The organism is Halobacillus yeomjeoni (genome assembly GCF_020171525.1).
Taxonomy (GTDB): Bacteria; Bacillota; Bacilli; order Bacillales; family Halobacillaceae; genus Halobacillus; species Halobacillus yeomjeoni.
The window spans coordinates 999,193-1,011,487 of sequence record NZ_JAIVAI010000001.1; the positions used below are offsets into that span (position 1 = coordinate 999,193).

Consider the following 12,295-nt stretch of genomic DNA (forward strand, 5'->3'; position numbering starts at 1 on the left):
CAGGAAAGGATTATCTGTGCATGGATTTTATTAACCGATTTTCAATCATAGAACGAGGGGCTATGACTTTTACAGGTAACACTTTGGGTTTAAGTAAAGAAAGGGATTCATTAAATGCCGGAACGCTCGGTAGTATCGGGGCTTTCACAACCACCGATACGTCGATGCAAGTGCCTACCTATCCACCAGGTACGACGCAAGATTACTTATTAAACAGTTCCAGCAATGACCTGGTTCTACCAGCCGGAAGCACAGTTCTTTATGCAGAATTGATATGGGGAGGGTATTACACCCCTGGTAGTCCTGACCTGAACCTCCCTGTTTCCTTTACAGATCCATCAAGCATTACTCATAATGTCGTTCCGGATTCAAATACCAGTAACGAATTTCCTTTCGGTTCGAATGTATTTTATATGCGGTCGAGCAATGTTACCGCGATTGTCCAAGCTGCAGGTGGAGGGAGCTATACGACGGGAGCCGTTCCCGGTCTGCTTGAACAGCCTTCTTCCCTGAACCATGCAGGATGGACGCTGGCGGTCATTTACGAGAACCCTGCTTTACCAAAGCGATCCATGAACTTATTTGTCGGCGCAGAAGGAATCGTATCCAGTGGCGGACCTCAAGTGATTGATGTCATGATATCCGGATTCCTCACCCCTCCGATGGGACCCATCGATGCCCGTTTGATGGTCTCCAGTCAGGAGGGGGATGCGGATATAACTCGTGATCAGGCTTTATTCGGTCCAGATGATATGTCTCTCACAAACCTGTCCGGCCCAAACAACCCGAGCTCGAACTTCTTTGCTTCTCAAATCAATGATGACACAGGAAATATAGACACCACAGGAACTTTCGGAACGCGGAATCATGATGCTTTCTCCGGAACGAATATTGTAGCCGGGCGCCAAGGCTGGGATATCACTAATGTAAGTGGTTCCGGTCTTTTACCTAACAACCAGGGATCAGCGGTTTTCAGATACACCACAACAGGTGATGCCTATATGCCGAATGCGCTAGGCATACAAATTGACTCTGTCGATGTGCCACCTGTGCCGCCTCCATTTGAGGTAGTAAAATCCACCGACCTTAAGTTTGCAGAAAAAGGCGATATCCTGACCTATACAGTTGAGATCACGAATAATGGGACCGAACCTTCCGGGGAATTGATTTTCACCGACTACATCCCGAAAGGTACGACATTCGTCGAAGACAGCCTGATTATCGGGGGTGTTCCCTACCCAGGGGTCAATCCACACTATGGCGTTTCATTACCGGAAATTCCTCCTGGAGAAACGCTTGTCATCACTTTTCAAGTATTGGTGCGAACTTGTGATGCCCTCGTTAGAAATCAAGCCCATATTGAATTGAGTGACAGAAGAATTGAACCAAGCAACCTAGTTACTACAACGATTTGTGAGATATGTAATGGAAATTAAAAAGCGAACGAAATAAACTTTCCGTTCGCTTTTTTGGTTATTTTCAACCAGTTTAGTACTTAAGTGAATTTATATATAAATGTACTTGATTCTTACGTTACGAATGAATCAATGGGCAGTTTTCCGCTTTTTCACAAAAAGGAATAAACCTAGGAAAATGAATCCTGCAACAATCCCTGCCGGTAAAAGGAAAACCTGGAACAGATAATTCCAGTACCCCTTCCCTTGATTCAACTCCTCCTCGTAAGGGTCCGAAGCTTCTTGAATGTTCTCGGTCGGTATTGCGTACACATTGTGATTTTGGCTCCCGACGAATAACGTTTCATTGACAATGACCGGGCCTGAAGGAGCAAGCGTACCTCCAAGTTGTTTTATCCCGATTTCCTCTCCGTTCTCAGCATCCAATGCGTGAACGTAACCTTTTGCATTAGAAAAGTATACGACACCTTCGGATGCTACAGGCGGGGCTTTCATAATAGTATTTTCATAGTCCCAAACCCTCTTTCCGGTCTTCAAATCGTAGGCGTAAAACGTCTTCGTTATCGGACTTCCCACAAAGACCTTGCCATCATAAATCATCGGAGCTCCGGACTTGTTGTTTTTCACCATATCTCCTACTCCAAGGCTGTCCTGCCATACGATCTTGCCTGTTTCTTGTTCCATTGCATAAATTTTATGTTCCGGGTAGGTTTTGCGTGGTTTACCGATAGCTTCCCCGACTATGGACTTAACCATTTCCTTATAAACTTGAATAGCTCCATAACGATCGAAAACCTCTTTGAATGATAAAGGCTTTTCCTGTTCAAGCGCTGTAGTTACGACCAGGTCGTCGCTCAAGACGGGTGGCACATCATCCAATCCAGCAATGACATTTTCCATCGGCTTCTTCCACTCTATTTCTTCATTATTCAAATCTACGGAATAAAATGTATAGGGCTTGGGCCCTCCTCCTCCGACAAATATGTTCCCATCTGAATAATTCGGTGAAGACATGCTTACTTCAGAACCTAAATCGACAGTCTTTCCACCTTCACCTGTATGAGCATCAATTTTATACAAATGGTCATCACCGGTAACCGCATAAACTTGACCTTCGATATACACCGGCGTCGGCATGACTTCTCCATCTGTCGGGAAAGTCCAAACCTCCCGGCCCGTCTCAGCATCGAGCGCCATCACGCCACTATCACCGGTTCCTCTCACTCCATTATTTTTATAAAATCGGTTCCCGAACCCGACAAATACTTTTCCATCCGCATAAATCATTTCTGAATGGACCCAATTAGGGGCTTGGTTTGTCCATAGTTGTTCTCCTGAGCGTAAATCGAAGGCAAATAAATCCCCTGAATTATGATTTCCTACAAATAACCGATTTCCTGCCACTACCGGGGTTGCTCGTATTTCATCATTGGTTTGAAAAATCTTTTCTTTCAGCGGTGATACGCCCGCTTCGTTATGTACGGGATTATTTTTATCGTTGAAGCGGTATTCTGTCCACGTCTCTGGTCCAAAACCCGCCATCACGAACCCGGGACTAGTTAAAATCAAAGTGATCCATAAAAACAGACACTTGTTCAAATATCGATCCATATTCTCCCTCCTAATCGAAATGCAGTACCATCGTATCATACATTCATTTTCATATTAGGGAATATATGGTTTCATCACTCAACTTTTCTACAATTGATGGTCTTTTTCATGGTGATGTATGGTCAACATCAAACCTGTGAATCCAGCTGTGAAAGACCCTGGGATTGATAATATTAAATAATTCCATTCGTTTGTGTTCAGGGAAATAAAGAAAAATAAAACCGGAAAACCGATCCATACAATTAATGAAATCGCCAGTGCCATTTTCGTCCGCGTTCTCATCTCATCCCTCCAGCGTAAAATGACTTAATAACGTGAGTTCATCTCTATGTCCGACCAACCAAATGCTCCAGCTGGTTTTCACACGACGTGATAGTTACCCATATTACACTATCCATACGGAATTAACAGAAAATGGTTTCAATAGATTTTTTGAATACCCGTTTTGAAAAAGAAAAGCGCTGGTCAAAACCAGCGCTTAGAGCATGAATCATCAATATTTCCGTTTCGTTATTTCAGTCGAAGGGGATTCCTGTAACTCCCAACTAGAAGGTCCTTCACCTTGAACTAAGAATTTCTGCCAATATTCCCCGGTCATGCGATCGAAGATAAACATTTGATTATTCTCAGCTATAAAGTCATACCTGTATCCTGGGTCTTTTTCCATTTGGACGTTTACAGGTCTTATGTTCGGAGCACCCTCTTTTTCTTTCATAGAATCGGCAATCAGCCAGCTTCCGAAGAGAATACTCATCCCTAAAAATAAATTAGAAAATATTTGTAAGTATTTCATCTATCTTTCTCCTCATCTATTGAATGAAATCACGTTGTCATTTAAAAGATCCGCTCGAAGGATTGATTTCTCCTATCTCGATACGGTTCCCGTCGGGGTCAAGAAGAACAGCAATCGTCCCCCATTGGAATTCGAGCGACTTTTCTACAAAAGTAACCCCTCTCAACTCGAGCTCATTCACTGCTGCTTCCAAGTCATCGACATCCAGGCGGATTACCGTCGGGTTTTGTTTTCGGGTTTTTTCATGAGCTGAACAAACCCCTCCCTGCTCCACCATCAAATACCTGTGGGGCAAATCAAAACAAACGAGTGTTTCTTTCTCGTTTCTTATAGGCAGCTGAAGTCTATTGGAATAAAAGTCTATACATTTCTTATAATTCTCGACAAACAAGATCATGCCGAATTCTTTGAACCTCATAATTTCATTCCTCTCTGCCATTACTCCGGTCGATCCGTAATCAGCATATGACCAGGTGCATGGGTGATCATGATACGAGGTTTCACATTCAATCCAACGTACTGCGGGGTCACACCGCATGGCCAAAACACAGGCACACGTTCATCTTCATCAAAAGGTGTATATTCACCATAATCAGGGTTATGTAAATCCTCTATCCCGATTTCTACTGGATTACCGATATGGACGGGGGCCCCGTGCGCTAATGGATATTCAGCAGTGATTTTTTCCGCCTCTGCAATCTCATGCTTTTTAAGTGCCCTCATACTGACCACCATGTTTCCCTGGAACCGTCCGGCACTTTCACATGGAATCGACGTTTGATACATAGGTACGACCTTATTCATCTGCTGATGCAGCAAACCGATGCCCGCTTCATTTAAAGCTCTCTCAAAAGTGAAACTGCAACCTAACAAAAATGTCACAAAATCATCCTGCCAGTATTGCATGAGATCCAGCGGCTCGTCCACCAGCTTCCCACCCTTATAAACACTGTATTTAGGCAGATCCCTGCGAATATCTGCATCTGCTACACGCGGCGTTACCTGCCCGGCTTCAAGTACTTCAACAAGTGGACAGGCTTTAGGGTTACGCTGGCAGAATAATAGAAATTCGAAGGCATATTCGGACGGAAGTGTAATCATGTTCGTCTGCAGATAACCATCGCATACTCCTGATGTCGTTCCACTTTCTGTGTTATCTCTGTATTTCATGCGTTGCTCATAGGGATTTAACATAGAATCGCTCCTTGAAAATCTTAAACTCTCCCCTCTCTATGTAAAACACTGTTACAAAGGGGGGTTCTAAAAGGAAGTCTCAGCAACTCCCGAACCAGTCTTACATAGCTTCTCATAATTGGACTAGGACGACAAACAGGTGAATCTATTTGAATTTCAAGTAGTAATCGAGCACTATTGTTAATTTTCTAAATAATTGATATATTTATAGAGACAACTGTATATTTCTAGGAACGGGTGTAGAGAATTGTCTAACCATAAAAAAGACAATCGACAGTTCCCCGTTTTTGGAACCTTACCTGGGGGTGTGACCTGCGAGAAGTGTGACTTTTGTTGAACCGGCATGTTGCAACACAATGATTTCGCTACGTGACAACTTCAGATGAGTTGTTTTTTTGTGGCGTTTTTTCTATATGAACATGCTTGAGGAGGCGTTGAGGATGGGGTCAGTTGAATACTTCATAGATCAATTCAAATCTACCATCATGAATAACTTCGTTTCATCCGAATCCCACTCCATGCAAGAAACTTTGATACGTTTAAAAGAAGAAGTGGACGGCTTGGAAATAGACAAGAAATCAAAAGAGGTTTTCCTACAAAACCTCAACCTCGCTTACCGAAGAGTACTTCAGGAAGTCGCCGGGCCTTTCGTTAAAGTCCGGTAAAGGGTGTAAATTTTTTTCTGTTTATTTGTAAGCGGTTTCTTTACAATGAACTATTCAGGAGGGTCTATAATGGCAGAACAAACGGTTTACAAACCTGGTTTAGACGGAGTTATTGCAGCTGAAACGGACATTTCATATTTGGATGTTGATGCTGAGGAAATCGTCATTCGCGGATACGAATTGATTGAACTGGCGGAAAACAAGCAGTATTTGGATTTAGTCCACCTGTTGTTGGATGGATCGTTACCTGAGGATGGAGATCGTGATGCTTTGGAGAAAGAACTGAAACAGGAATACAGTCTCCCTTCCGGCTTTTTCAAATTATTTGAACTGCTTCCGAAACACACCCACCCGATGGATGCACTGCGTACGGGGATTTCCGCTTTGGCAGGGTATGATCAAGACTTGAATGATCGTAATGCAGCTGAGAACCGTAAAAAAGCGATCCGTCTTTTAGCGAAGATTCCTAACATCGTGGCGAACAGCTACCATATCCTTCAAGGCAAAGATCCTGTGAAACCGGATGAGAGCCTCCCATACAGTGCCAACTTCTTGTATATGATCACCGGTAAGAAACCGAACGAACAAGAAGCGGCCTTCTTCGACCAGTCTTTGATGGTCTACAGCGAACATGAAATGCCGAACTCCACGTTTGCAGCACGCGTGATCGCTTCTACCAATTCCGACATTTACGGGGCTTTGACAGGAGCTGTCGCTTCCTTGAAAGGGAATTTGCACGGCGGAGCCAATGAAGCTGTCATGTACATGCTTCTAGAGGGTGAAACGGTCGAAGGATTCCGTTACCTCCTTTATGACAAATTGAAAAAGAAAGAAAAAGTGATGGGCTTCGGTCACCGTGTCTATATGAAGAAAATGGACCCACGCGCAGCACTTATGAAAGAAGCACTGCGTGAGCTGGCTGAGGAAAAAGGACGCATGGATTTGTATGAGATGTGCGAAGCCGGTGAAACTCTGATGCGTGAAGAAAAAGGCCTTTATCCGAACTTGGATTACTATGCGGCTCCGGTTTACTATCTATTGGATATTCCAATTGAGCTGTACACCCCTATTTTCTATGCATCCCGTACACTCGGTCTTTGTGCACACATTTTCGAACAGCATGCGAACAACAAACTGTTCAGACCTCGCGTCAACTACACAGGACCTCGCGGGCTGCACCCTTAAAAAATAAAAAAATATATACTACGCCCTTCCAATGAGCCGGTCGAACCACCGGCTCGAGGATCCGGGTACATAAACTAAAGAAGAGGTGGAAATGAAATGGCAGAAGTGAAAATCAATACCGCTCAATCAACCGATCAAGTACTGGAACAAATTGCAGATTATGCTGTGAATGGAACGATAAAAAGCGACGAGGCGATGGAAACCGCACGTTATGTGCTGATGGATACACTGGGCTGCGGCCTCCTTGCGTTGCGATATCCTGAATGTACGAAGCACCTTGGACCGATTGTCCCTGGTACAGTCGTACCGAATGGTGTCGTTGTGCCTGGAACACAGTTCGAACTTGACCCAGTCCATGCTGCGTTCAATATCGGATGTATCATTCGCTGGCTGGATTACAACGATACGTGGCTCGCTGCCGAGTGGGGACACCCTTCCGATAACCTGGGCGGCATCTTAGCTGTGGCTGATTACTTGAGCCGGAAGCAGGTATCCGAAGGCAAAGCACCGATGACGATGGATGAAGTATTGGAATATACCGTCAAAGCTCATGAAATCCAAGGTGTATTGGCACTCGAAAACAGCTTGAACCGCAATGGTCTCGACCACGTTCTGTTCGTTAAAGTAGCGACCACGGCAGTCGTCACAGCTATGCTTGGTGGAACAAAAGAAGATGTCGCGAATGCTGTATCCCAGGCATGGGTCGACAACTCCAGCCTTCGTACGTACCGTCATGCTCCGAACACTGGCTCAAGAAAATCATGGGCTGCCGGAGATGCAACAAGTCGCGGCGTACGTCTTGCCCTTATGACGATGAAAGGCGAAATGGGTTATAAGACAGCCCTTTCTGCTGACGGCTGGGGCTTCCAGGACGTATTGTTCGGCGGAAAAGAATTGACGATTGCCCGTCCGTTCGATTCCTATGTGATGGAAAACATCCTGTTCAAGATTTCTTACCCTGCCGAGTTCCATGCCCAGACAGCTGCTGAAGCGGCGATCCAACTTCATGATCAAGTAGCTGGACGTCTGGATGAAATTGAAAAAGTTGAAATCACGACGCACGAGTCCGCGATCCGGATCATCGATAAAAAAGGCCCCCTTCATAACCCGGCTGACCGTGACCACTGCCTGCAGTACATCACAGCCATCGGCCTGATTTACGGAGCTCTCGATGCGGATCATTACGAAGACGAAACCGCGCGTAATCCGGAAATCGATAAGCTGCGTGACGTGATGGTGACGATTGAAAATGAACAGTACAGCAAAGATTACCTGGATCCGGACAAACGCTCCATTGCGAACGCTGTCCAAGTATTCTTCACTGACGGAACGAAAACGGACAAAGTGGACGTCGAATATCCGATCGGACACCGCCGCCGCCGTGACGAAGGAATTCCTTTGCTTTTGACAAAATTCCATGAGAATTTGAAGACACGCTTCCCTGCTCGTCAGGTGAGTGACATTTATGAGCTTTGTGATAACCACAATGACCTCGCTGCTACTCCAGTAAATGAATTCATGAACTTATTCAAAATTTAATGCTGCTTAGGAGGATTTAGGATGACTTGGATTGTAGAACCGAAATCAACACAGGTCGAGCGTGCTGAAACCTTCAAGCGCCTGATCGAAAACCCGGAAATTTTGAGAATGCCCGGTGCTCATGACGGAATGTCTGCTAAAATTGCCAAAGATGTAGGTTTTCAGGCCCTGTATTTATCGGGTGCCGCTTACACGGCCAGCAAAGCCTTGCCGGACCTTGGAATGATCTATTCCAATGAAATGGCTGAAAAAGCACAGGAATTGATCCGGGCAACGGATCTCCCTGTCCTTGTCGATATCGATACGGGATATGGCGGGGTATTGAACGTAGCCAGGACCGCCAGAGAAATGGTTGAAGCTGGGGTGGCTGCCGTTCAAATCGAGGATCAGCACCTGCCTAAGAAGTGTGGTCACCTCAACGGCAAGAAGTTGATCAGCCCGGAAGAAATGGCCGCTAAAATCAAAGCAATCAAAGAGGTGGCCCCGACGCTGGTCGTCGTCGCCCGTACGGATGCGAAGTCAGTGGAAGGTATGGATCGTGCCATTGACCGCGCGAACCTTTATGTGGAAGCTGGAGCCGATGCGATTTTCCCTGAAGCTTTGACGTCAGAAGAAGACTTCCATCAAGCCTCCCAGCGCATTTCTGTGCCGCTGCTTGCCAATATGACGGAATTTGGGAAGACTCCATATTTCACAGCAGAAGAATTCCAATCTTTCGGGTTCGGGCTGGTCATTTATCCGGTCACTTCCCTCCGGGTAGCCGCCAAAGCTTACGAGCGGGTATTTACGGAGATTTTTGAGAAGGATACTCAGAAAGATATGCTTGAAGACATGCAGACACGGAAAGAACTATATGAAAAAATCCGACTGCACGATTATGAGTCTCTGGATGAGAAAATCGCTCAAACAGAACTTCCTGAAATAGGAAAAGAATCGAAATGATGATAAAAGGCCCTATACGCTTGTATAGGGCCTTTTCTTATTGATCGTTTTTATAGGAAGCTTTCAACCGTTCCAACTGGTTTAGATCTGATTTTTTAATGGCTTTTTTAATCAGAGGAGATAAGATTTTCATCATCCCTTCCGCTTCACAGTCTGCTTCCAGCTGCACTTTTGTGTGGTCGCCATGCTTTACGAACGTGTATGTGTAATCAGCTCTGAATTTTCCTTGAACGGAAGTCAGCGTCACTTTCGTTTTCGGAACGTATTCACTGATTGTGCTCTTATGTTGTTTCCCTCTCGATTGGAAGGCGTAAACGGTTCCTTCCTGCACCTCATCCTCGGTGACTTTTTCCAACGAGGGAATTCCATTCATCCACTTATGTCCATGGTTTTCTAGATCGATAAAATAATTCCATACCTTTTCCAAATCATCCTGGATGGTTATGTCGGTATTGAAAATTGTACTCATCTGCTCCCCTCCCTTCCTCTATTATACACCTTCATAAAGGGACAACTTTTATTTTTCTTCGTTGGACATATACATTTACAAGACACACAGGTGAGGAGATGAATCGATGAATTCAGGAAATGTCCCTATGTATGCGTTCTTCGATCCTTATGTTTATCAGACGTTGTCGACGATTGTAGGTACGAACATCGTTGTGCAGACGACTCAAGGATCCTTGAGAGGAGCTTTAAAAACGGTCATGCCCGATCACATCGTCCTTGAGGTGAGCGGGACTCCATTTTTCATAAGAATACAGGAGATCGTCTGGGTCTCCCCTGCTCAAGAATGAAAGGAGCCGTGATGGTATGTTCAAACGACTGAACCGGATGCAGATTGCCCTGACAATCCCGGATCACGGCGATCCGCAGGCTGCTGCTGTCGTCCAGGAGCTTTTAGGTGGAAAATTCGGCGAGCTTTCCACTCTGAACAATTATATGTTCCAATCGTTCGGCTTTCGGAACAAAAAGAAATTCAAACCCTTTTATGACTTAGTCGCTAGTATTACAGCGGAAGAGTTCGGTCATGTCGAGCTTGTCAATAATACGATCAACCTGCTGACAAAGGGAACCACATTCACTGGAGACCCGGACATTACCCCTTTGCAGAATGGACTCCTGAGCCGAAATACGTACCAATACATCGCCACGGCTCAGACCGCCCTGCCCGGGGATTCGATGGGCCGCGCCTGGACGGGAGACAACGTGTTCAACAGCGGCAACCTCGTCCTCGACTTATTGCATAACTTTTTCCTTGAAGTCGGGGCAAGGACCCATAAAATGAGGGTGTATGAAATGACCGACCACCCTACCGCCCGTGAAATGATCGGCTACCTGCTTGTCAGAGGAGGCACCCACGCCCTCGCTTATGCAAAAGCACTCGAAATGGCGACAGGCGTCGAAGTACAAAAGATGATCCCTGTCCCTGACTTGGATAACTCGAAGTTCGATTACGCCCGTCCGTTCATGGAACAAGGACTCGATAATATCCTCTACACATGGAGTAGTGACGGGGATTATGAAGACATCGACCGGATTTGGAAGGGAATCAACCCGGAGAACGGGAAGAAGCTGATCGTGAAACGAGGAACACCGGAAGGAGCCCCTATCCCTGACCTGGATGATCTCCCTGAAGAGTTTGCGCCTGGTGTAGACCGGGATGACTATGAACGTATCGCCAAGAAATTGATGGAGAATCTCTGAGCCTGGGGGGCATTCCCTCAGGTATTTTTTTGAAGTTGTTTACATGGTAATCTCCAGGAATTTGTTTTAAAAAAGGCTCTGGTAAAGTTTAGTGTTGCTATTTCTACAAAAAAGAGGACCTCCCATTTTTATGGAAGTCCCTCTTTTTAATATTTCGCTTATTCAACTAAAGCGCCCGATTGTTGAATATCATAGAATAATAGGCACGGTTCTCCCACCCTATTTTTTTATTTATTCAACAAAGGATAAATCAACCAATCCTGTCAAGTCTGGCTTTTCTTCCAAAAATCCTAAATCGTAGGAAGAGTTAGCGAAATTCTGCAAGTGCTTCTCTTCCACATCATATGTGAAATTAATTCTCTCCCACGCATTGTCGATGACTTCTTGTGATAGTTCTTGATCTGTAATGTCTTTGATTTTTTTGATAGCGATGGATTTGGATTCTTCTGGATTTTCTTGAATGAAAGTCGTTGCATTCTTATGTGCTTCAACGATACTCTCTACCATTTCAGGATTGTTGTTCACCAATTCTTGAGATGTAACAAACACTGCTGCAGGTAGGGTTTTACCATATGCTACATCTGGTGTATCAATCAAGACCGTTCCATTTCCTTCCGCTTCAATAGAGGATGCCCACGGTTCAGGTACAGTCGCTACATCTACTTTTCCTGCCTCAAACATACTTGCATAAGTTGCTGGCTTTCCTGTGACATGCTTCATTTCACCGTCGATACGGCTTGATGTGATTCCGTATTCCTCCTTCATCAATGTTTCGAATTGCACATCGTGTGTACAACCAACACGCGGAGAAATGAACGTTTTTCCTACCATATCTTCAGGAGATTCAATATCAGCCCCATTACGAGCCATAATGACCGTTCCTCCCGTAGATCCGGCAGCAACGACATTAATTTTCGCACCACTCGTAAAGTGGTTCATTGCAGGTCCTGGTCCGACAAGACCACCTTGAATATCTCCTGTTTCAATGGCCGTCATGAAGGATGATCCATCCGGGAAGTATTGATAGTTGACAGTCGTTCCATCAGGCAATGTTTCTGAATATAAGTCTTTTTCTTCTGCTACCATTCCTGCAACGTGATTAATATTCGGGAAGTACCCGATTGTAATTTCCTGAGCTTCCCCTTCCCCAGTTGCATCAGTGTCGCTACCACAAGCTGCTAAAAACCCTACTGACACAAGAAATACGAATAATACCCATACTTTATTCATACAAATTCCCTCTC

At 45.0% G+C, this 12,295-nt stretch carries 14 protein-coding genes; 7 read left to right on the forward strand and 7 right to left on the reverse strand.

Annotated features, from left to right (window positions below):
* Positions 1–20: 20 nt before the first annotated feature.
* Complete coding sequence (locus tag LCL89_RS05155; protein ID WP_224808338.1) at positions 21–1,436, forward strand: DUF11 domain-containing protein; 1,416 nt, start codon at positions 21–23, stop codon at positions 1,434–1,436.
* A gap of 108 nt (positions 1,437–1,544) precedes the next feature.
* Here LCL89_RS05155 and LCL89_RS05160 read toward each other — a convergent pair whose 3' ends face one another.
* From LCL89_RS05160 to LCL89_RS05180, 5 genes are all read right to left on the reverse strand, one after another.
* On the reverse strand, positions 1,545–3,026 hold the full coding sequence (locus LCL89_RS05160; RefSeq protein ID WP_224808340.1) for an outer membrane protein assembly factor BamB family protein: 1,482 nt from the start codon (positions 3,024–3,026) through the stop codon (positions 1,545–1,547).
* Positions 3,027–3,113: 87 nt separating this feature from the next.
* Positions 3,114–3,308 (reverse strand): hypothetical protein, encoded by a 195-nt coding sequence (locus LCL89_RS05165; RefSeq protein ID WP_224808342.1) that lies wholly within the window; start codon positions 3,306–3,308, stop codon positions 3,114–3,116.
* Between the two features lie 211 nt (positions 3,309–3,519).
* Positions 3,520–3,819 (reverse strand): hypothetical protein, encoded by a 300-nt coding sequence (locus LCL89_RS05170; RefSeq protein ID WP_224808344.1) that lies wholly within the window; start codon positions 3,817–3,819, stop codon positions 3,520–3,522.
* A 37-nt stretch (positions 3,820–3,856) separates the two neighbouring features.
* Complete coding sequence (locus tag LCL89_RS05175; RefSeq protein WP_224808345.1) at positions 3,857–4,237, reverse strand: VOC family protein; 381 nt, start codon at positions 4,235–4,237, stop codon at positions 3,857–3,859.
* Positions 4,238–4,257: 20 nt separating this feature from the next.
* Positions 4,258–5,013: a putative hydro-lyase gene (locus LCL89_RS05180; protein WP_224808346.1), complete on the reverse strand. Its 756-nt coding sequence runs from the start codon at positions 5,011–5,013 to the stop codon at positions 4,258–4,260.
* Positions 5,014–5,453: 440 nt separating this feature from the next.
* On the opposite strand from LCL89_RS05180, the gene LCL89_RS05185 reads away from it, so the two are divergent.
* The 4 genes from LCL89_RS05185 (at position 5,454) to prpB (ending at position 9,344) form a co-directional block, all read left to right on the forward strand.
* Complete coding sequence (locus tag LCL89_RS05185; RefSeq protein WP_224808348.1) at positions 5,454–5,678, forward strand: hypothetical protein; 225 nt, start codon at positions 5,454–5,456, stop codon at positions 5,676–5,678.
* A 69-nt stretch (positions 5,679–5,747) separates the two neighbouring features.
* Positions 5,748–6,863, forward strand: coding sequence for a citrate synthase (gene mmgD, locus LCL89_RS05190; RefSeq protein ID WP_224808350.1), 1,116 nt, complete (start codon positions 5,748–5,750; stop codon positions 6,861–6,863).
* A gap of 96 nt (positions 6,864–6,959) precedes the next feature.
* Positions 6,960–8,402, forward strand: coding sequence for a bifunctional 2-methylcitrate dehydratase/aconitate hydratase (locus tag LCL89_RS05195; protein ID WP_224808361.1), 1,443 nt, complete (start codon positions 6,960–6,962; stop codon positions 8,400–8,402).
* A 21-nt stretch (positions 8,403–8,423) separates the two neighbouring features.
* Complete coding sequence (gene prpB, locus LCL89_RS05200) at positions 8,424–9,344, forward strand: methylisocitrate lyase (protein WP_224808363.1); 921 nt, start codon at positions 8,424–8,426, stop codon at positions 9,342–9,344.
* Between the two features lie 37 nt (positions 9,345–9,381).
* Here prpB and LCL89_RS05205 read toward each other — a convergent pair whose 3' ends face one another.
* The gene (locus LCL89_RS05205) at positions 9,382–9,813 is read right to left on the reverse strand and encodes an SRPBCC family protein (RefSeq protein ID WP_224808365.1); all 432 of its coding nucleotides are present in this window, start codon (positions 9,811–9,813) and stop codon (positions 9,382–9,384) included.
* A gap of 106 nt (positions 9,814–9,919) precedes the next feature.
* On the opposite strand from LCL89_RS05205, the gene LCL89_RS05210 reads away from it, so the two are divergent.
* Positions 9,920–10,141, forward strand: coding sequence for a YuzF family protein (locus LCL89_RS05210; protein ID WP_224808367.1), 222 nt, complete (start codon positions 9,920–9,922; stop codon positions 10,139–10,141).
* Between the two features lie 16 nt (positions 10,142–10,157).
* The gene (locus LCL89_RS05215; RefSeq protein ID WP_224808369.1) at positions 10,158–11,051 is read left to right on the forward strand and encodes a manganese catalase family protein; all 894 of its coding nucleotides are present in this window, start codon (positions 10,158–10,160) and stop codon (positions 11,049–11,051) included.
* A gap of 231 nt (positions 11,052–11,282) precedes the next feature.
* Here the strand turns inward: LCL89_RS05215 and LCL89_RS05220 are convergent, their stop codons facing one another.
* Positions 11,283–12,281: an aliphatic sulfonate ABC transporter substrate-binding protein gene (locus LCL89_RS05220; RefSeq protein WP_224808370.1), complete on the reverse strand. Its 999-nt coding sequence runs from the start codon at positions 12,279–12,281 to the stop codon at positions 11,283–11,285.
* Positions 12,282–12,295: the final 14 nt, after the last annotated feature.

What these genes read in the sequence shown, in the direction of transcription:
- LCL89_RS05155 (WP_224808338.1), top strand. Translation starts at nt 21, where the DNA reads ATGGATTTTATTAACCGATTTTCAATCATAGAACGAGGGGCTATGACT.
- LCL89_RS05160 (WP_224808340.1), bottom strand. Translation starts at nt 3,026, where the DNA reads ATGGATCGATATTTGAACAAGTGTCTGTTTTTATGGATCACTTTGATT.
- LCL89_RS05165 (WP_224808342.1), bottom strand. Translation starts at nt 3,308, where the DNA reads ATGAGAACGCGGACGAAAATGGCACTGGCGATTTCATTAATTGTATGG.
- LCL89_RS05170 (WP_224808344.1), bottom strand. Translation starts at nt 3,819, where the DNA reads ATGAAATACTTACAAATATTTTCTAATTTATTTTTAGGGATGAGTATT.
- LCL89_RS05175 (WP_224808345.1), bottom strand. Translation starts at nt 4,237, where the DNA reads ATGAGGTTCAAAGAATTCGGCATGATCTTGTTTGTCGAGAATTATAAG.
- LCL89_RS05180 (WP_224808346.1), bottom strand. Translation starts at nt 5,013, where the DNA reads ATGTTAAATCCCTATGAGCAACGCATGAAATACAGAGATAACACAGAA.
- LCL89_RS05185 (WP_224808348.1), top strand. Translation starts at nt 5,454, where the DNA reads ATGGGGTCAGTTGAATACTTCATAGATCAATTCAAATCTACCATCATG.
- mmgD (WP_224808350.1), top strand. Translation starts at nt 5,748, where the DNA reads ATGGCAGAACAAACGGTTTACAAACCTGGTTTAGACGGAGTTATTGCA.
- LCL89_RS05195 (WP_224808361.1), top strand. Translation starts at nt 6,960, where the DNA reads ATGGCAGAAGTGAAAATCAATACCGCTCAATCAACCGATCAAGTACTG.
- prpB (WP_224808363.1), top strand. Translation starts at nt 8,424, where the DNA reads ATGACTTGGATTGTAGAACCGAAATCAACACAGGTCGAGCGTGCTGAA.
- LCL89_RS05205 (WP_224808365.1), bottom strand. Translation starts at nt 9,813, where the DNA reads ATGAGTACAATTTTCAATACCGACATAACCATCCAGGATGATTTGGAA.
- LCL89_RS05210 (WP_224808367.1), top strand. Translation starts at nt 9,920, where the DNA reads ATGAATTCAGGAAATGTCCCTATGTATGCGTTCTTCGATCCTTATGTT.
- LCL89_RS05215 (WP_224808369.1), top strand. Translation starts at nt 10,158, where the DNA reads ATGTTCAAACGACTGAACCGGATGCAGATTGCCCTGACAATCCCGGAT.
- LCL89_RS05220 (WP_224808370.1), bottom strand. Translation starts at nt 12,281, where the DNA reads ATGAATAAAGTATGGGTATTATTCGTATTTCTTGTGTCAGTAGGGTTT.